Origin of the sequence: Pseudomonas sp. Choline-02u-1 (assembly GCF_002836515.1) — a bacterium.
Taxonomy (GTDB): domain Bacteria; phylum Pseudomonadota; class Gammaproteobacteria; order Pseudomonadales; family Pseudomonadaceae; genus Aquipseudomonas.
Genome location: NZ_PJBC01000015.1, coordinates 1 through 21,252, shown reverse-complemented (window position 1 = coordinate 21,252; position 21,252 = coordinate 1). Strand labels below are relative to the sequence as shown.

Sequence of the window (21,252 nt, the reverse complement as noted above, 5' to 3'; positions counted from 1 at the left end):
TATGGCTGGACTGGCGCGACGTGCACTATAAGCCGGACGCCCGAAGGGCGGCTAGCATGCCTTGACTCGTGGCGAAGTGCCAGCCCCTCTCGGCTGGACTGCCCTCGGTCATTGGGTAGCTCTGTTGGTTATGCCGGAGCCCAGACACTGTTAAAACTACTGCGCTCGGAAATACTCGTTAAGGTGGTGGCCACCCCGTTACCGACGGTTTCAGTACCGAGATAAAAAGCGTTACGAATGCTGCAAGATGCCGCCATTCAGGCTCGCATCCTGCAGCACTTGGTTGCTCGCAGTAGCGGTGGGTGTTTTTACACATCAAACAGCGAGGACATCAGAAGCGTCTGGATATCTAGACCCTCCCCTCAACGGCGCTGTTTATCTCAAAGCTTGTAAGTGAAGCCTTTCGAGTGAGTATTCACGAGCGCTTTCAGTCCTGCCAGCTCGGTTTTGGCTTTGGCGTAATAATGCTCATATCGTGATTGTCTTATCCACGTTTTTGTATGGACGCCATCCTTGACTCGAACTCCAAACTCTCGAGTGGTACTTGGCCCTGACCATGTATTAACATTGAAAGGATCTCCAGGATAATTAAACTGTCTTCCATGCGTCTTAAAGCCTTCACTCATATCGCTATTAATTTTTTCAATTGAAGCTTCCGCAGAGTCAATGGCTAAAATTAATTCTTGGATAAAATCTTGCTTTGTGATTTTTTTTGCATGATTTAATTCTTTTATTCCTTTGGAAATACCCATGAATGGAACTGATACAGGCATCGCGGTACTTGCAGCGGCTTCCACCCCAAATCCCAGACCATAATTCAGAGCTTTATCAGCACCTTTTTCTGTAAAGGTTGTGACTAGATTCTTCACACTAAAGGTGTGCGTCAAGAAGCTACTGATTTTTTGGGAAGTTGACTGTGATGCTGCTTCTATTTTTTTTGACATGGCAGTGTCTGGAACGAGATTGTAAGGGGGGATGATTTTTTTGGTTCCTTCCTTTCCGATAAGACCTCCGGCCACAGTTCCTGGCCCCGGAGCCGCGAGTGTGCCAATCATACCTCCAGCTATGCCGCCAATATCAGCTGCGACTTCCCTGACTACGGCAGCGAAAATACCATATGTGATGGTGCCTTTTTTGGAGTATAGAAACTGAGCTGCTTCTTGTCTGGTTTCGTACAGTATTATGCTCGTTTTTTTTATAGCTTCGTATTTGTGATAAACCTCATCATCTGGCGATAGACCCATTGCATCTTTCAATGTCACTGGGTTGTTTCGGACCATCCGATACAAGTTCAGTCCATCAATGTCTCCTGCCGGATCCGGATTGATCCAGCGATTCAACCACGGCGCGTAATAGCGAAATCCATAGTAATACAACCCAGTGGCATCACGTTCCTTGCCTGAGTAACGAATGGTCTTGTAGCTGGCCTCGGTGGCATTGCGCCCAGTCCACCAGGCGGTACCGCCATACGGGTAGAAACCTTCCTGGCTGATCAGCCGGGCCTGCTGATCCAGCTCCAGAGTGGAGCTACCCAGATGGTCGCTTAAACTGTACCGCAATTGGTTATTGTCCATACCCTCCGGCGGGCCTTGGTCCGGCTCCCAGTGCAGTACACGAACCCCGCTGCGCCCCGCAGAAACACTGATCACTTGCAGGGTTTCACCGGTGGCGGTATTGGTGCGTAACTCCAGGCCTGGCAGATAGCGCACCTCGGCCCGGTGCGTCACACTCCGGGCCTGGGTGCTGCGGATTTTCCGCAGCCGCTGGCCGCCGCCATCATAGACATACACTTCGTCGTCGTTGGCCGCCTCGGCCCGCTCCACCGGAGTCACCTGGCGCAGTTGATTGCGCAGGTCCCATTTGAGCGCCTGTCCCGGTTGCAACTGTTGCAGATTGCCGTTGGCGTCGAAGGCCGTGGCCAGGTCGCCCTCGTCTTTTACCACGCTACGGTTGCTGTGAGCCGCCACCTGCATCTCACGGGTATAAGACTGTGCACCGACATGGCGCTGGGTGGTCAGGTTACCGCCTGCGTCGTAGCTGAAGGTCTGGGTGTAGTTAGTGAACTGATTGGGATCCGACGTCGGTTGTAACTTCGGTAGACCAATGCCCTGAGCCACCGCGGCAGACTCTCGACCGGTGGCTTCGATGAGCTGGTACAGGGTGTCATAGCAGTAGGTACTGACGGGCTCAATCCGTTGGTTTTTGAAGTGACGCACCAACTGAGCGTCATCCCGAATACTCAGGATATTGCCCACCGGGTCATAGGTATAGGTCAGGTCCTGCAGGCACGTGCCGTCGGCCTTACGGGCGAGCAGGTGCTCCAATCGACCATCGACAGGCGAGTAGCGGGTGGTGGTGACCACCCCGTTGCCGGCGGTTTCCGTCTCGACCTGGTTGAAGGCGTTGTAGCGAATCGCCGACAGCAGCACTTGCTCATCCGACTCAGCCTGGCCCGCGAGTAGCAGCCACGTACCGTGCAATTGACCGGCCGAGGTATAAGCAAAACGCTGCCGATGGCCCTTGGCATCGGTCTGCTGAAGAGGGTCCCCCAGCGCGCTGTATTGCTGACACGTCACCGCGCCCCCACCCGGCTCCAACAGCTCATCTCGCTGACTCTCCGCCTGCGGCCAGTCCGGTAAGGTGTCCTGGGATAAAAAACGTCGCGATTGCTGCAAGATGCCGCCACTCAGGCTCGCTTCATGCACTCTGTGGCTGCCCGCAGGATCGTCGTGGCGGATCAACTGGCCGCATAGATTACTCGCCGCAGCCGCAGGACTGGCGTCGGCATAACTCAAGCGTTCCGCGCAGCGCTCGCTCTCGCCCGCGGCTTGCTCAAACGTCGCCACCGGGCGCAACAGGGCGTCATACTCAAAACGTGACTGACTGCCTCGACTGTCCCAACTTCCCAGCGATCGGCCCGACTCCGTCGGCAGGTTGACCCGCCACCCGGCGTCGACACTGGTGCTGGCCAAGATTTCGCCCGACAAGCTGTACACAGAAGTCTGGTTTGCCGGCACCGTTGCATCGGTCTCCGCCAAGGCCCAAAGTCGGGGATCCCACTGTGCGATAACACGGCCAGCGCCGTCATAGGCTTGTCGGTTCACTCGCGCCTGCGCAGGGTTCTTGGACAAGGTGCGATGGTAGTAGGCAATGGCTCTCACGGGCAGGCGTCGAGCGTCAACGGCTGCCACTGTTGGAGTATGACGATGAATAGTCGGACTCATGAGGTGCTCTCCAATAATCGGTTAAGCTCGCTGACGTCCCGCCGGCAGTGCGTCACCTGACGTACCGGCAAGGCGCGGTGGTTGATAACCACCAGCTGTGGGGTCTGTGAATAAATGTCTGTTTTCAATGGAATGTCCTGCCCGTTTTCTGTTGCGTGGACGGCGGCTCAAACAGATCATTTTCATCGAAGGCCACGTTGCACCAGATCCAGTACCACATCTCTCGGCGCAGCGGCTTCAACTCTGGCAGGTCGCCTTGCAGCATTTTTTTCGCCAGCACGGTCTCGGTCGGGCGGCCTGCCGCGTCGTAAAACTGCTGGTCGTGACAGGCGTGCTTGCGCATCGATTGATCATTGATGTAGCCCCAGCCATCGGCAAAGTACGGCCGATAGATACGTACCTTTTCGCCCTTGTTGTTGTGCTCGACCGGCTCGCTTACCCACCAGCGGCGTGGCACTTCATCCTCTTGCGGCGTGCCGTCGGGATTGAGAATCAGATAACCCTTCGCATCGACCCGCCAGGCCTTGCCCGGTTCGACCTCCACCTTGGTTTGCAGCACCCGGCCGAAACCGTCGAGGTACGCGATGCTCACCCGCACCTGCATCTCGGCATCGCCGGGGTAGCGGTCGGCCAATAGCGTGACGGCGTGAACGGGCTCACGGTGTGATGCGTCGATGTGCTCCTTCAGGATCCGCTCGTTCGGGCCGAGATTCTCCAGGTCGCAGATATGCTGCCGGGCTCTGGCGCAGAGGTGTCCACTGGGCAGGATAAATCCTTCGCGTCTGGCCCATGTGGTCCACTCCTGGGTCGGCGGCGAGGTCTGGGAGATCCGGCCCATCCAGCAGAAGGTGTCCCAGAAACTGGCGCTGGCGAAATGACCGATGGCGGCTTTCGGATCGGCAATGGCGGTAGCGGGGTTGCGGTCATCCGGGGGCAAGTAGACACGAAGGGAGTGGAAACCCACCGGCTCTCCCTGTTCTGTGCCGTAGAAACTGGTTACCAACGGTTCGCCGAACGCGCTGTAACGAGCTTCCTGAATATTACGATTGGCATCCTCGATGGCCGCCGGCAGAAACGACCGGTAATCGATGTCAAGGATTTGGGTGGTACAACCATCCGGCAGGGTGACAGCGGTGGTCAGGCACCCGTACTCGTCGTAGGTCAGCCGGGTTTCACCCTGATTTTGGGTCTCCTTGTACGTTTCGACGTTATAAAAGCCGTCCAGCCCATGGTAAGTGGGGAAACCCCGGTGTACGGACCACAAATAGTCTTTCGCATCCACGGAGTCCGGAGCCGCTTCGTTTTCCACCTCGGGCAGGAACCGCTTCATGATCCGGTAACCGACCTCGGGCGATTCGAGCTTTTCTTTCAGGTTGAAGGGCATATTGCCCTCCTTGTCCTTGAGCGTGTCGTAAGCACTCAGGGCGACCTCATCCAGCTCCGCCATTTCCACATGGGCGGGTAAACCTTCGAAAGTCGCTTTGCCCTGCGCCAGTGTCTGACCGCTGACAGGGTCCATGTAGTGCTGCAAAGACAGACTGCTCAGCACCGATTGCTTCGCCCACTCGCCATCGTCCTTGCTCCATTCGAGGACGTTCTCGTGATTGATCGCGTCGGGGTTCAGTTGGTTCTTTTCCAGCACCAGGGCGTTGCTGCGCTGCTGGTAAGGCAAGCCCAGGTGCCAAGCCTCCAGGTCCGGTTCTTTTTCCTCAACATCCAGATGGTGGATATGCAGGGCCTTGGTTTGCGTCAGGTACCAACATTGTTGAGCAGGGTCATGGGCGTCCTCCCACCAGGCTTTCTGATACTCATCGCTGAAGGACGGCGGCGTATCGGCGAGGTTTTTACGTCGAGCGTAGTTCACGGTCATCGCGTGGACGACGCTGCCGTATTCATCCCATTGCAGGTTGAGGCTGTGCTCGCAGAGCGGGTCATCGTCGATGTGCGGCTCATATTGGTAACTGATTGACTCCAGGTCCATGGGCTGAAGTACCGCGTAAGGCTGATGGTCACCTTTGAGGCGCAACAACCTTACTGCGTAGCGGTTTTCCTGCACCTCGTAGGGCACGGCAGTGGCCGGAACACCGTCCGCTGCATAAACCTCCGAGCGCATTACCCGACCGCTCAGGCTGCGGGCGATTTCACGGGCGGTGTCTTCGTCAGGTGCGGCGAGTGCTCGCGCTGTGCGATCACTGAAATCGTAGTGCTCCAGCAACGTGGGCTTCAGGGGAACAGCCAACCGATCGCGAGCGTAGTAACCGTCCCTCGACGCGTCGATGGCCTCACCTGTATGAAACCAGGTCTTGCTCAGGATCGGTGCGGTGAAACCCGCGCTCGAGCGCTCAACCGGTGTCCCCTCGGTGTCAGTCTGCATCAGCAGGCCAAAGCCGCGGAACTCTCGCTCGAAGCGATCGTAATAACCGCCTCGGTAGGTAAAGCCCTGAGTCAGCCGGTTGCCAGTGATCTCATCGAGTTGGGTTTGCTGGCTTACCAGGTGCATGGCGAACGGCAGTCGGGACACGGGCTTTTGCACTCCGACGTCGATCTGCTCCTGCTTCTCGTCAAGCCATTCCTGGGCCGAACTGCGGTAGGTCACGCTGCTGCTGGAACCCATATTGTTGCAGGTTCCATTAACCAGATAGGGCTTGGCCTTGACGAAGTCGTAGCGCCAGTGCTGTGGTGCCATGTGGGGCACCGTCACAATCAGGCTGGAGCAGCCCAACCCTTGCAGGTCGGCGGTGCTGACCTCGCAGAACCGGTCGTAGTGCACGCCTTCGGGCCAGGACAGGTCGATAGATGTCTGCTCGTAACCATTACCGGCATGGTTCATGAACACCCGAAGGCGATCGGATTCCAGATAGATCAGATCAGCCGCGCCCGAGCCGTCGAGATCGGCCAGGAGTACCTGTGAGGCATTGAATTCGGCGTGATCAAACGGCAATGCACACAACACAAAACCCCTGCCAAAACGCCCACGACCCAGGTTCGGCCAGCATTTGACTTCGTTGTGACGGATCCGCACCAGATGCTGTTGCCCACTGCCGAGCAGATCGGCAAAAGCCACCAGTTCGGTCGGCGTGTTGCTCAGCAGCGGCAGGTCATCGTTATCCTCCGCGGCCGTTTTATCCAGATGAGGCACCTCAATGCCGTTGGCGAACCCAGCCTCGCGGCGGTTGGCGTACAGGCGCACGCTGCGGGTGCCGATCAGCGCCATGTCGTTCAGACCGTCACCAACCAGGTCGGCCATGCGCGCCATGGGGTGGAAGAACTCGCTGGGGAACGCATCGAAAGTCACGAAGCTGGACCAGTTGCGGTCCGGGTCCAGAGTGAAAAAGCCGCTCATTCCCGGCTGGGCGATCACCCAGTCAAGCTTACCGTCGCCGGTCAGATCGGTGAGCGCCTGGTGAGTTGGCTTACTGCTGTCGGCAACGGGTAGATGCTCCAGCCGTTTCCAGTCACTGTAACCGACCTCATCCCCTCCTGCCGTGCTGCGCAACGGTTCACGGTAGTACCAGGCCTGGTCATAACGGCACAGCATCCCTGGCATACCTTCGCCGTACAGGTCCACCATCTGGTATTGCTGACCGTCGTTTAGCCCTGGCATGTCCGGGAATCGGGTCCAACCCTGATGCTGCGGGTCGAGTTCGCACGCGTTGTAACTGAATTCCATCGGCGGTCGGTGCTCGACCTGACCCAGACTGTCATAGGCCTGGGCGTGAGCGGCCGTCAGGTGACTGTAGCCCAGCGGGCTTGCCCGGTGTTCCAGCAGCAGTCGCTGGACCAGTACCGGTGTTGCTCCCAGCTCTTTGACAAAGTGATGAAACATCAACACTTGCTGGCACAGGCGCCGGGTGCCCAGTTCGAAACCGTAGGCGTAGTTCCAGAACGGGTCGCTGCGCTCGGACCACGCTTGCGTTTCATCGAAGGTGGGCGCGGTCTCAAGCTCCGTGCTGCGCTCGCCGTAATCGAACACCAAGTGAAAATGCCAGTGTTGCTCTTGCCAGCTATCGGCGACCCATGAATACAAATGCGGATGGGCCTTTTCATTGCCGTAGCACACGCGTTTGAGGTAGCGCTGAGCGCGGTAATCGCGCAACTGCGGCGGCGTGGGGGCCTCTATTTCGGCCTTGTACTCGTAGACGATGTGCTCGCCTCGCGTGTTAAGGCTTTCGTCAATCATCCACACGCCGACATGCGTGTCCGCATTCGGGTCGACCTGGCGCGAGTTTCTGTTTGTTCCGTAACTGTGCAAACTGCCATCGGCACCGTGGATCAACCAGAACCCTGCGGGGTCGGTCGCGGTGGACCAATGCTCGATCAAGGCGAACTCGCCCTCGACCCTCGGCCAATGACGCACCACCGAGTGCTCGGCATCCAGAGGCACGCCGTTGTAGGTAGTTGCGGTTCTGCAGATCGGCTCGCCGTCGCTTCCCCGCTCGGGCATCCACACATCACCGCCAGGGCCGACCACCTGGTCATTGCCGTCGTAGGTCGGCACACCCTTGGTGGTGCGCAGAGTGATGGCATCGGCCGTCATCCTCCAGCCAATCCCGAACGGGCTGTTGCCCACATCGCTGCTGTAGCCCAGGCTCAGCTCGGGCGCAAAGCCGCGTCCAGGGGAAATCGGCAAAGGCAACGTCAGCGACGCCGCACCGCTGGTGCCTACGCCTCCCCAGCCCTTGCCAATGCTTTGGATTGCGCCGCCGCCCTTGGGCAGGGCGGGGGCGTTGATTTGCATCAGCGGTGGCTGCTGAACGTTCATAGCGAACCTCCCTTACGTCGATGGCTGATGTCAGGCAGGTCGATCAGTTGCTGCGTGGCGAAGACAACGTGATTCCTGTGCGAGAGGAAGGACGATGCATAAACTTTTTGTTCAGTCTTGTGCTCAGGGGCAATGACATGGAATGGGTGACTATTATTAATCCCGTGATGAATTGCTCGGGGTGGGGCAGTCACTCGAGGGTCGTACCGACGGATTGTCGACGAGTTGCATTCTGTGAAAACTGGCGCGCGCATAAAAACTCTCCAAAGGACCCGCCCTTGAAGGGCGAGTCCAGTCAGGTGCTGTTTTAAGGAAGGATGGTGTAGTTGACGTGCAGGATGATGTCGCTGAGTGTTTTCAGCACATCCTCTTGCTTGCCCTTCGCCTGCGGGAAGCGCAGTGCCAGACTGCCTTCGGCAACATTTGCCCCCTCAAACGGCAGCCAGCGACTGTCGTTAAAGTCAGGTGTGAACATCCCGCTATCTTTTATCCCTTGGGATATAGCCATTTGCTCACAACCTGGCGGCAGCGGTTGTTGCCCGCCGGTGTAGTTCATCACCGCCTGAATATCCTGGTACGGCCCCAGTAGTGCCGGGAGCGATACGCTGACCTGTTTGATGCGCCGCTGAGCTCCCAACTGTTGCGGGTAGTCTCCAGCTATTTCCAGGTCTGCCAGTGTCACTGTTGCAATCAGTTCACCGTTCTCCAGGCGAATGCCGTTTGCGACACTGCCCGCTTCGGTTTTATCCCCGCCAATCATTGCTGATACGGCGCTGGCCAGCTCGAATCGATCCTCTTCGGCCAACTTGTCACTGCGGTAGAGCTCTGCCAGCGACACGGTGCGGGTGACTTCCAGCGCCCGTCGGGAGCCCTTCATGTAGGCGGCCTCAAGTTGCGCCAGGTTCAGCATCAGCCCTTCGCCACAGGTCAACCCCGCCCAAGTGCCTTGCCAGCCGCCGCCCCGAATAAAGGTCCGACTCTCACCACTTGCCCACTGCCAGGCCCGCTCAGCCATCAGGCAACGAGAGGCGGCCAAATCGTAGAATTGAAAGTAAATGGAGGCGAGTCGGCCGCGCATCCAGCTATAGAGTGCTACGTTGCTGAACTTGTTTTGCAGGAAATCCAGTCCGGCCCGCAACTGACCCTGCTGCGTTTTCAAGTAGTTTGTTTGCAGCTGCGCGGACTCACGACGCACATCGAGTGCTGTCAATTGAGCCTCAACCTGAAGGACTTCGCCCTGTGCATTGTTGCGCTGGATTTCCCACTCTTCGCGCCGGCGCCGGTAAGCCTCCTCCTGCATAATGCGCGTACCGGCTATCGATGCGGCATCCGCCGCTAAAGTGATACCAATCCCTACTGCGTTGGCCACGCCACCATACTTACTGCCCCCGGCAGCAAAGCCAAAAATGTTCGGCACAAGATCAGCTGCCGCGGCTGACATATGGGCAATTTTAGCTCCTGCTGCGATGGACTGGGATGCTGTTAACGCGTCCATAGCGGAACGCTCGCGAGCGTTGATGTTTTCATCGTACAGGCGGGTGTAACTGGTAAGCCGTTGCTGGGCGCTGGCTAAAGCCTGCGACAGGATTGATTTTTCGGCCTCAAGCTCTTGCTGAACACCCTCCTGCAGGCGAATGCTGCTGGCCATCAGCTCGAACCCCTGATTTTGCAGGAGGGCGGTGAGCGACTCCGCATCCTTGCGTTCAAGTACATTCTGTACGGAGTTGCCAAACTGGATGAGTTGGCTCACCAGCCCACGCGCGCTGTCCAGCATCGGCTCAAAGCGCCACAGTGGAAGGTCGACCGGGGCGAGGCCTGCACCGGCACCACTCTCAGCCGCCACCGCAGCGTTCAGTAGTGCTTTGGGATCGGCCGGCTTGGCGAAGAGCGGAAGCAGTAGTGGCTGACCGTCCAGAGTCAGGTTGTGTCGAAGGTTGAACATGCGCTGGCGAAGCGTCAGCCAGTACCCCTGCATCACCTCGTTAGCTTCTGGCAGGAATTCGATTGCACCGGCCACTTTCGGCGATGTCATTGCCTTCAGTTCCCGGGTTTTGCCCTCGCATAACAGACACAGCACGGCCAAGTGACGAGCGGCGGCGGCATCCGAGCTCGCATCCCCCAGAGTAGGCTCGGTCCATTCGAGATCATCCTCGATGTATGACTGCTCGCCCAACAGATTCAGTGCCTGGCTGTACCACACCTTCGCCTCCGCCAGGGAGTCGCGCTCCAATTTTCGGTACGCGGTATCGCCGCGGGCAATCAGCAAGTCCAGGCCGCGCATGAAGGTGGCCACTTTGTAGTGCATCGGGTCGTTTTGCGCCACGGCATCCGGGTCCAGCGCTTTGAGCGGGGAGTCGTTCCAGCCAGTGTCTTCCTGCAACGGGCGGACATTCCAAAAACGATCCTCTTGGTTGCCGCGCACCACGTAACCAGACGGGCTCCAGACATAGCGCAGCCATTGCTCAGCCAGGGTAAATTGCTGCTCCTGCAGAAGGCGCTGGGCCATCATCATCGGGGTGTAGTAGAACAGTTCCCAGAAATAGAGTGCATTGGCACCGCCAAAGTCCATTGGCACCGTATTTTGAACGGTCACGCTTTCAACGATGTCCTTTGAAAGTGCAACGGTTCCAGGTCTACGCGCAGTTGCGGAGTGATTAGTCACGTCATAGTGGAACATAACGGAGTGTCCACCCAACGCGGGGTTAGTGTCATTTTTATAAGAAACTTGCAAATGTGCATTAGTGCTTTGCGCCCAGCCATTTGCAGGGCGGGGTACAAATAAGGTTACCTGAGTGAATGCATCAGGGCTGAGGTTGCCGCTCCAGACAGGATAGGTATCTGCGGCGGTGAAGAAATAGGTGTAATAGATTTTTACCCATGGCTCATTCCCATGCACGGCAGGATTATATTTGGGCAGGGTCAGAGTGGTGTAAAAGCCATGACCCAACTTCGGTTCCTGAATATTCTGCGTCTCATAACTGAGAATAGTGTCGATACCCGCAGAGGCCCGCTCAACCAGCTGGCGCGCAAACAGCGTGTTCAGTCGGGTGCGGTAAGGCCCAACTTCCATGTATTGGGCGTTTTCAGTGGTAGTTCCCAGGCGGATGACATTCTGTGCATTTATGACGGAGCGATACAGGCGCAGAGTGTATTTGGCGAAATCCACGCCGCCCACTTTGAAAAATACATCGATCAACAGTTCATTTCGGCCACCCCAATCTTTCTTCACCGGGATATTGGTTAATGGTTTAAAGGAGTAGTGCATTTCATTGTCGGGGTCAAACGAGGGCAGCGTCTCTACATGTTGACTTGCCAAAAAAGGAGTCCTTGTCGTTCCGTCAAAAAATTCAATGCTCACGCTTGCTGCAGGGATAGGCAGTAAAGGGTTGGGTAATTTTCCGCCTGTCGTTGTGTCGACCAAAAGAACATTGTACCCCCCCCCCGAAGACGAAAACTTGAATGCTAAAGTCATGTTGACTCCCTGGAGGAATATCCAGTTGAGGGTGTGGATCTTTATATACGCCAATCTTTAAATCTTGATAGTGATACTCTCGCTCCTTATCAATTAGGATGGCGTTACTGAATCCGGCAAAGCGGACACCCATTCTTCCAAGATTGCCGTAATGTCCTTTCGCAATAACATAGAAAAATCCATTGGTCCTGCCGATGGCCACGTATTGTGAAACGCCTTTACAAAAGTAAAACTCATGTGCGCTCCGTATTTCGGGGACGGCAGAGATCAATGCACGTAATCTATCTTCAACTATATTGACTGATACGTTAAGCTGAGGAAGCAAAGAAATGGTCGCATTCGCATCGCCGCTTGCGCCTCCATCAACAACAATATTGCTAGCTTCCCCGGTTACGTTAAAGGTAAGACTAGTGCCCGTCCTGTCGCGCAGTACGCTATCCACCTGTAAACCTTGAGCATAAGTGTTATTCATCACAACTTTCGCTGGGGTGTCCAACTCATGCTTCATGTACTCAACAAACGTCTGCGTAGTTAAATAAGATTGATGGGCAAAGCTCATGTCTTCATAGATATACAACAGGTGTCCTTTCACCGGTTGGTTGGCGGCATAGCTCGGCTGCTTTTTATACAGCAGTACGGGCATCGTCGTCTCCGACTGGAAACTACTGCAGTACAAGCCTGGGCGTTCATCTCCCAACTCCAAATCGTTTATTTGTGCTGTGACGTCAATGGCGTTCGGTGTACTCCAGTTGCCATCGTAACGCAGGTAGGCCATCTTCACCGTGTAGCGGTATTTTTTACTTTCGCCCGGGTCGCCGTTTTCTTTCGGCGGAGTGACATCCTGTTGTTCGAGCCAGCAGAGATAGAGGCGCGACTTGTATATTACCGGGCGAATGCAGTCTCCCCACGGTTGTGGGGCGCAACCCACTTCGCGCCAGTCGGTCCATGCGTTAGCCGCTAGTTGCCCTTCCTCGCTGCGTCTGCCCTCGTCGGCACTGCGCCAGTAAAAGTCTCTTGGTTCGCTCTGGTTGGTGCCGATGAAGTAACTCTTGCCTTCGTTAACGTTCAGGTTATCGTGATAGCCGCTGATAACTCGAAGATTGGCGACTTCCTCAAATCCGTTCAAGTAAGTGTGAAACGCATCCCCAATCGTATCGGTGTTCAGTTGGGATTGGCCAAGCGTCTGTAGCATCTCCCCCATCATTTCGGTCTGACCCAGGCGTACGGTTGGGTCAATATAATTTTCCGGATAGTAGAGAAGCTTCGCAGTCCCGGCCCAAGTGCTGTAACGCTGGTTATAACGCTCCCAGTCTGTGAAAAACTGCGAGGTGAGCTCGGACTTTTCCACCGCGCCCTCCGGCGAGCTCAAGGTGCGCTGGATAAAGGTTTGCAAGCTCACAATGGCCTCAGCAATCCTGGAGGTACTCACCTGCGGACCATTCAGGTTGTCGCATAGCAGGTACTGGTAGAGATCTTCGCGGGAACCGTGTGTCACGTAGTGGTTTCCACCCGGACTCAGCAGAACCCCACTCAGGGCGGTGCTTAGAGAGGATGAAAGGGCAAGCTCAACGCTCGCTGTCTCGCCTGGCTTCAAGCCGGCCGCGAACGCGTCGGCGACGAGGCCCCATTCTGCCCAAGTTGCCTTTGTATTCGGCGCATATTCCAGTTCAATCCAGTTGCTGATATTCACCGGAGTGACACCAAAGGCAGAGCTCAGCGCGACCCACTGACGTACAGCGTCCAGCTCTGCCCAGTTGCCGAGCTTGGTAGCACTGCTCACCTGTCCATGCTTCACCGCTTGCGCGGCAGCCTGCGCCAACGTTGTGGTGTCTGATTTCAGTGCATCTACTAGTTTGGCGGGCGCCAAGGTGTCAGCTAAAAAAGCCGTGAGCACGGGGGTAGCGGCATCGCCCAGGCCTTTTAACCAGGTTGAAAAACCGCAGAACCCTTGTAAGGTGCTCAAGGTGCGTGGCAGCACCACGGCACTGCCACCCTGGAGCCGCTCAGGCGTCGCCACGAACAGCGCAAAGGCTTGTGGGCTGATGCCCGAAGCGTGATAAATCAGTGCCAACTGGGGAAGGCCATGGATAAAAGCGAAGGCCGTTTCGGGGATTTCGGGCTCGCTCGAACTCAGGGCAGCCCAAACCTCAGCAATCCCCATTCCTCCTGATTTCAGCCCGTCCCCCCACTCCAGTAAAGTAACCGCGATGTCTGCCGACGGCAGTTGAAACGCAGCGGCGACGTGGGGCGCCAACAGCGCCACTTTCTCCTCAGCAAGAGCATCTGGTTTTTTCGTTGCTTCTTCTTTAAGCGCGTCAAATAAGCTAACGATGCCGGGCGTCTTTTCATTGAGCGGAGTATCGAGCATTAATCCCAGGTCAGCCACAGCCCACTGCTGGGCTTTAAGCCACCTCGTCAAGGCGTCAACACTCTGTAACCAAGACATCCAGAGCTCTGAGTTCGCCTCGAAAAGCCTTGGCGCACCTGCAAACTGCAGCAACCGCCCCAGCTCGCAAACACTCAGCGCATGCAACTTTGCCCAACGGCTGAGCGAATACATCCGGGACAGATTCTGCAGGTTTAATTCGATAACGCCATCGCTGTTATCCTTGTCATAAATGCCCAACAGTACGAATAGCCCAGCGGCATCGACCTGCAGCGCTCGCTTCAACGTGGCTTTTTCAACTAGGTTCTGAGTGTTAGATGGTGACAGGTTCAGCCGAAGTCCAGAGGGGGCGAACGCCGTGTCACCGATTGGCGGATTATTAAATAGCTGGTCGAATTGGCTGAGCGCGCCGTCATGGGAGGACAGGGACAGCCGGCCACCGCATAGGCTCAGTGCTTCGTCCGGCTTAATCCCATAACGCTGTACACAGCGCTGGACTTGAACTAGTAGTTGCAGCGTTTCATCGGTAATGTTGTTGGAGTTTACGCTGTTGACAACATTCTGTAGCGCCTGCGGATGAATGCCTGTAGCTCGCCACAGGCGAACGGCCTTGTTTAACTTCAATGCATAGGTGGCGGGAGATACAACATCGATGGTGTACCATGCATTATCAATAAAGCCGGAATGGCCGCCGATCGTACTTGTGAAGCGGAGATTAAATGCAAACCTTCCCAAGTCCAATTTATCTGGCGAAATGATTACTTCGTACGTCACTCCAGCTTGCAAGTGAGGGAGGGTGCGAGTTGTCGCATCTATGGATTTACCGCTAACCTGAGCTTCAAGCCAAGTGAGTGACGAGCCCCCTGTTTTTTTTCTATTTACCAGCAATTTATAACTGCCATCTCCCTGCGGGTACAATCTGGCGAAGTTAATGTCGGGACTCACACTCTGACACTCCAGACGGTAAAAGGTGTTACCTAGTCTGACTTCCAGCAGGTTGTTAACATAGTCGCTGCTGGCTGTATCGAGAAACAACCGAATTTCGTCATCGCTCAGGCCATAAAAGCGGCGCAGGTTCTCGGGCTCCAACATTACCTCTGGCAACTGGTCACCAAAGTTTTTCGCGTACAGCGCCTCCGCATTTTCCTCTGTCACTTCCTCCGTCAGGATGGCGTACAGCTCGGGTGAAATATCAAACGCCATACCTACCGATGACGGGCCAGAAAATAGCCCGGCCACCTGCGGGTTGGCGTTCAACTGCTCAAATTTTTCATCCTTGAGTGTCCGACACTGGCGCAGGCGGGAGTAGGCGTGGTGATACGGCGTTCCGCTGCTCAGGCGCCAGGTAGATAAGTGATCTAATACGGCACTGTCACTATCCAAGGACAGGGCCTCGCGGGCATGGGCCATCAGCACTTCGTTAGACAACGACAGCGCCGGCACCACCTTGTTCATGTTGTGCTGGCTCAGCGCCAATTCCTTCAGGTCCGGGCGGCGGAAGTCAATATGATAGGGCGACTGATCTGGGTACAGCCTGCGAGCGTTGCGATAGAGAGTGGTCAGATACGCAGCAGGGGAGAACATCGAAGACACCGAACCGGGTGATGTATAGCGGCTGGCACGGTTGCCAAACTGGTCTTCGTAGTCGCGCAACGCGCCCTGTGGGGTCTTCACTCCGAGAGCTACCGCATTTTGGAGCAATGGCGACGATCGAGTCAGCAGGCATTTTTCGTGCACTATTGCGGTGTCTCGCGCATCCCAGGCGGCCTGGTAAAGTTCATCGGCTTCACTGGAAAGCAGTTCGTTCGAAAACTGCTGACGAAAAGTTTCTGGGGAGTCTTGTGTGTGCTCGACAAGAGTCTCCAGTTCCGCGCGCTGAGACAACAGCTTTACTCGCGTAACGGTGTTAAGGCTCATAGAATTATCCTTTAGAATAGTTACTTGACGGTGGCTGGATCAATACTTGATGCAGCGCACTACGGCATTAAGGGCAGCAGGAAAGTTGAGCAAAGAAAGTCTTGATTCCCACTAGCCTGTCTGATTGTTACTAGGGTTTCTGCGGGGCTGCCGGAGTGCTTAATTATTTAGAGTGGTCGAGTTCACTATCATATCTCCTCTTTCAAATACAAAAAAAACACTGTGCGAAGTTGTTGTATTCGCTGTGGGGTGGCGGTTTTGATGTTTGCGAACTTACACTCTGGTTTCGGACGTGCGCCATGTTTTGATCGTAAGGAAGTGTGAGTTCTTCAGACGGGCTACTCAAAAAATAAATAAACATGCCTCGGGTATAAGGTTGTATGTATTGTCGTTGCGCACTGCTGGGGATATGTTTTATTGGGTATGCATCAAGGCGGGAGAAAGAAGTGGAGAAGTTAGTGTGCTTGTTGGATGCTAGTTAAATCGCCGCTTTCGGCTGAGTGCCCGGTCATTTAATGCGCATATCAGGAACTCATCACCCTGTTCGATCTGTGAAAATGCACCGCAAGTTGTAAGTTCAGCTTTCGCTGGGTATTTGATGCTGCTGACTGTCGCTCGGTGATATGCCGCCAGATATTTCCGGCACATCATCGGACTGTGGGGGGGCTGGATGCAGGTTGTTGAGCCTCTGTCGTGCTGTCCTCGGGAGCAAGTGTTTCCAACTCCTCGTGCAGGCTCCCGAGGAGCGTGAAGACGGCATCGTGGCGCAACACATGTGGCTGAACATGTGCCAACTCGGGTGCGAGGGGGCTACCATCATTGCGTCGATGAGATACCAGCAGAAAAGCATGGTTCTTTGCTTCAGGCTGCCCCTTTTTGTAGGCTCGGTAGGTGTAGACAAGGTCTGGAGTGCTTTTCCATCACGCGCTCGTGGGGTTTGAATTGCAGAGCCAGGGGTGGCCCACGATCCGCCTCCAGAACTTGACTTTTTCAAGTATAGTAACGAATCGAATTTAGCCGGTCTGAAACTCTATTCATTCTGTATGGCGTGCTGAAAAGCACTGCAACGCCCGACAATATCTGACTTATAGGTGTTTTTAAAAATGGCAAAAGGTGACAAGCACGGACAGACAGGTTCTTACGTCTTCACCATGCATCGGCTGGGCAAGGTTGTTCCGCCGAAACGGGAAATTCTCAAAAACATTTCGCTGTCCTTCTTCCCCGGCGCCAAGATCGGCGTGCTCGGCCTCAACGGCTCGGGTAAATCCACGCTGCTGAAAATCATGGCCGGCGTCGACACCGAGTTCGAAGGTGAAGCACGTCCGATGCAAGACCTGAACATCGGTTACCTGCCGCAAGAGCCGCAGCTCGATCCTGCCAAGACCGTACGTGAAGTGGTCGAGGAAGCGGTCAGCGTGGTCAAGGATGCGCAAGCGCGTCTGGACGAGGTCTATGCCGCTTACGCTGACCCGGACGCCGATTTCGACAAGCTCGCCGCTGAACAGGCCAAGCTCGAAGCGATCCTGCAGGCCAGTGACGGCCACAACCTTGAGCGTCAACTGGAAGTCGCCGCCGATGCGCTGCGTCTGCCGGCCTGGGACGCAAAAGTAGAACACCTGTCCGGTGGTGAAAAACGTCGTGTCGCCCTGTGCCGTCTGCTGCTCTCCGCTCCGGACATGCTGCTGCTCGACGAACCGACCAACCACCTGGATGCCGATTCGGTGGCGTGGCTGGAGCATTTCCTCCATGACTTCACGGGCACCGTGGTTGCGATCACACACGACCGCTACTTCCTCGACAACGTCGCCGGCTGGATTCTGGAACTCGACCGCGGCGCGGGCATTCCTTATGAGGGCAACTATTCGGGCTGGCTCGAAGCCAAGTCCGATCGTCTGGCCCAGGAATCCAAGCAGCAGTCGGCTCATGAAAAAGCGATGAAAGAAGAACTGGAGTGGGTGCGCAAAGGCGCCAAGGCCCGCCAGTCGAAATCCAAGGCTCGTCTGCAACGCTTCGAAGAGATGCAATCGCAGGAATTCCAGAAGCGCAGCGAAACCAACGAGATCTACATCCCGGCCGGTCCGCGCTTGGGCGACAAGGTCATCGAATTCAAGAACGTCACCAAGGGCTACGGCGATCGCGTGCTGATCGACAACCTGTCGTTCTCGATGCCAAAGGGCGCCATCGTCGGCGTGATCGGTGGTAACGGTGCCGGTAAGTCAACCCTGTTCCGCATGCTGATGGGCAAGGAAACCCCGGATTCCGGCTCCATCGAAGTCGGCGAAACCGTGCAATTGGCTTGCGTCGACCAGAGCCGTGAAGACCTGGACGGCAGCAAGACCGTGTTCCAGCAGATCTCCGACGGATCCGACCAGATCCGCATCGGCAACTACGAGATTCCGTCGCGCACTTACGTCGGCCGCTTCAACTTCAAGGGTGGCGATCAGCAGAAGTTCGTCAAGGACTTGTCCGGCGGTGAGCGCGGTCGACTGCACCTGGCACTGACCCTGAAGGAGGGCGGCAACGTCCTGCTGCTCGACGAACCGTCCAACGACCTCGACGTGGAAACCCTGCGTTCGCTGGAAGAAGCGCTGCTGGACTTCCCGGGCGCGGCGATTGTGATCTCTCACGATCGGTGGTTCCTTGACCGTGTCGCCACGCACATCCTGGCGTACGAAGACGACTCGCAAGCGGTGTTCTTCGAAGGCAACTACACAGAGTACGAAGCCGATCGCAAAAAGCGTCTTGGCGAAGCAGCGGCCCAGCCTCACCGGGTTCGTCACAAGAAACTGGCCTGATCCGGGTTAGTTGCAGAAAAAGCGGAGCCTTCGGGCTCCGTTTTTTTTGTCCGGGTTTTTTCAGGGGGACCGACGCGCACCTTTCGCGAGCAAGCCCGCGCCCACACTTGAAATGCATTTCCCTGTGGGAGCGGGCTTGCTCGCGAAGGCGATGTAACTATTGGTGCATGGCTCGGATATGTCATCCCTGTTCAGGTGCAAGTACAGCTCAAAAAGGTTCTGTTTTATATCCTGTGCACCATTTAATTTCATAACTGCGACATTTTGCTCTGTTCCTGTGCGCAACTCGTTTGTTACAGTCCGGCCCAATCTCTTCCAACGACAATAAATTTGCCGAGACTTTGCCCATGATCGAATCCGTCGAATCCTTTCTCGCACGCTTGAAAAAACGCGACCCGGATCAGCCCGAATTTCACCAGGCTGTCGAAGAAGTCCTGCGCAGTCTGTGGCCGTTTCTTGAAGCCAATCCGCACTATCTGAGTTCAGGAATCCTCGAGCGCATTTGCGAGCCGGAGCGCGCGGTGGTGTTCCGGGTCTCATGGGTCGACGATCAGGGCAAGGTCCAGGTCAATCGCGGTTTCCGCATCCAGATGAACAGCGCCATCGGCCCGTACAAGGGCGGCTTGCGTTTTCATCCGTCAGTGAACCTCGGTGTGCTGAAATTCCTCGCCTTCGAACAAACCTTCAAGAACTCGCTGACCTCCCTGCCAATGGGCGGCGGCAAGGGCGGCTCGGACTTCGATCCGAAAGGCAAGAGCGACGCCGAGGTCATGCGTTTCTGCCAGGCGTTCATGAGCGAGTTGTACCGCCACATCGGCGCCGACGTTGACGTGCCGGCCGGTGATATCGGTGTCGGTGCGCGAGAGATCGGTTTCCTCTTTGGCCAGTACAAGCGCCTGAGCAATCAGTTCACCAGCGTGCTCACCGGCAAGGGCATGACCTACGGCGGCAGTCTGATTCGCCCGGAGGCCACGGGTTTTGGTTGCGTGTATTTCGCTGAAGAAATGCTCAAGCGTCGTGGCCAGACCGTGGAAGGCAAACGGGTGGTGATTTCCGGTTCCGGTAACGTTGCGCAATACGCGGCACGCAAGGTCATGGATCTGGGCGGCAAGGTGATTTCTCTGTCTGACTCCGAGGGCACGCTGTATTGCGAAGCAGGCTTGAGCGAAGAACAGTGGCTGGCGCTGTTGGAGCTGAAGAACGTCAAACGCGGGCGCATCAGCGAGTTGGCAAGCGCCCATGGTCTGGAATTCCGCGCTGGGCAGCATCCATGGTCGCTGCCGTGCGACATCGCGCTGCCCTGCGCGACGCAGAACGAACTCGACGCCGAAGCCGCGCGCACGCTGCTGGGCAATGGCTGCGTCTGTGTGGCCGAAGGCGCGAACATGCCGACCACGCTGGAGGCAGTGGATATCTTTATCGAGGCGGGCATTCTATTTGCGCCGGGCAAAGCTTCGAATGCCGGCGGCGTGGCCGTGAGTGGTCTGGAGATGTCGCAGAACGCCATGCGCCTCTTATGGACGGCGGGCGAGGTCGACAGCAAGCTGCACGCGATCATGCAGTCGATTCACCACGCCTGCGTGCATTACGGCGAAGACAACGGTCAGGTCAACTACGTCAAGGGCGCGAACATTGCCGGCTTCGTCAAAGTCGCCGATGCGATGCTGGCGCAAGGCGTGGTTTAAGCCGGTTCGATGCGGATCACTTCAATCAGTTGATCGCCTGCAGGCCGCTGCCACAACACTTCATCGTTGAGCCGGGCGCCGAGCAAGGCCCGGCCCAGCGGTGAGGCCCAGTTGATCAGGCCCTGACTGGCGTCGGCCTGGTCCTCGCCGACCAGTTGCACGCGGTGTTCGGTGTCGTGCTCGTCGGCATAAGTGACCCAGCTGCCGATCTGCACCTTATCGGTGGAGGTCGCGGCAACAGCCACCTGGGCGCTGCTCAGACGTTGGGTGAAATAACGCAGATCGCGTTGCAGATCCGCCAGCCGTTGCTTGTCGGCTTGCTCGCCTTTGGCCGTTTGCTCGGCGTGCCGGGCTTGCAGCTCGGTGACTTTCGCCTGCAACTGCGCCAGGCCCTGCGGCGTCACGTAATTGGGCTGTGTGCTCACCTGGCGCTCGACCGGCTGATCGGCCTGCGCGGCGGCGTTGTCTTCGTTGACGAATGCACGACTCATGAAGTCCTCCTCTAAAGGATTTGGGCCATGCTCGCCGGCATTTGGTTTCAACGGATGTCTGCAAGCGACCTATTGCGAGCGATAGGCCCGCCCGGTGTCCTGATCCTTTTGTTGCTGCCAGGCGCGCTCGCGTTCGTCCCAATGTTCGTTGCGATAGTCTTCGCGGCTCTTGTTTTCCAGCATCGCCTGACATTGACGGAAGCCGTCGACCCAGCCATCGGCGTATTGCTGATCCTTGAGATAGCGCGGCACGTTCTTGCGAAATTCGCCGCTGATCGAACCGGCGGCTTGCCGGCCGCTGACGCAACCGTCATCGAACCCGTCGGCGAACGCCGGTGGGTAACCCTTGGCGATCAGATCTTCACGGGTGGTCTGGCAACCGCCAAGCACCAGCAACACGCCCAGCACACCCGCACACCGCCACATTGCACTCTCCCACGCCGGTTTTCGGCTCATGAGGAAAGTCTAGAAGGGAATTCGTCAGGTGACGGTGAAAGGCGTGTGAGTAATTCGTTGCAGA

The 21,252-nt window shown here is 56.5% G+C and carries 8 protein-coding genes; 2 read left to right on the top strand and 6 right to left on the bottom strand.

Going from position 1 to position 21,252, the window contains the following annotated elements; genetic code table 11:
• Positions 1-380: 380 nt before the first annotated feature.
• The 4 genes from CXF97_RS12750 to CXF97_RS12730 form a co-directional block, all read right to left on the bottom strand.
• The gene (locus CXF97_RS12750; protein WP_101158798.1) at positions 381-3,224 is read right to left on the bottom strand and encodes an RHS repeat-associated core domain-containing protein; all 2,844 of its coding nucleotides are present in this window, start codon (positions 3,222-3,224) and stop codon (positions 381-383) included.
• Between the two features lie 124 nt (positions 3,225-3,348).
• Complete coding sequence (locus CXF97_RS12745; RefSeq protein WP_101158797.1) at positions 3,349-7,986, bottom strand: SpvB/TcaC N-terminal domain-containing protein; 4,638 nt, start codon at positions 7,984-7,986, stop codon at positions 3,349-3,351.
• Positions 7,987-8,293: 307 nt separating this feature from the next.
• Entirely contained in the window at positions 8,294-11,344 is a 3,051-nt protein-coding gene (locus CXF97_RS12740; protein WP_178081182.1) for a hypothetical protein, read from the bottom strand.
• The gene (locus CXF97_RS12730; RefSeq protein WP_101158794.1) at positions 11,334-15,761 is read right to left on the bottom strand and encodes a neuraminidase-like domain-containing protein; all 4,428 of its coding nucleotides are present in this window, start codon (positions 15,759-15,761) and stop codon (positions 11,334-11,336) included. The genes CXF97_RS12740 and CXF97_RS12730 overlap by 11 nt, the downstream gene beginning before the upstream one ends.
• A 1,103-nt stretch (positions 15,762-16,864) precedes the next feature.
• Between CXF97_RS12730 and ettA the strand changes: the two genes are divergently transcribed.
• Positions 16,865-18,556 carry an energy-dependent translational throttle protein EttA gene (gene ettA / locus CXF97_RS12720; RefSeq protein WP_101158792.1) on the top strand — a complete coding sequence of 564 codons (1,692 nt, stop codon included), beginning with the start codon at positions 16,865-16,867 and terminating at the stop codon, positions 18,554-18,556.
• A 347-nt stretch (positions 18,557-18,903) separates the two neighbouring features.
• Entirely contained in the window at positions 18,904-20,241 is a 1,338-nt protein-coding gene (gene gdhA, locus CXF97_RS12710; protein ID WP_101158790.1) for an NADP-specific glutamate dehydrogenase, read from the top strand.
• Here gdhA and CXF97_RS12705 read toward each other — a convergent pair.
• Positions 20,238-20,732 carry a GreA/GreB family elongation factor gene (locus CXF97_RS12705; RefSeq protein WP_101158789.1) on the bottom strand — a complete coding sequence of 165 codons (495 nt, stop codon included), beginning with the start codon at positions 20,730-20,732 and terminating at the stop codon, positions 20,238-20,240. The genes gdhA and CXF97_RS12705 overlap by 4 nt on opposite strands.
• Positions 20,733-20,801: 69 nt before the next feature.
• Positions 20,802-21,158, bottom strand: a complete 357-nt coding sequence (locus tag CXF97_RS12700; RefSeq protein WP_101158788.1) for a hypothetical protein — start codon at positions 21,156-21,158, stop codon at positions 20,802-20,804.
• Positions 21,159-21,252: the final 94 nt, after the last annotated feature.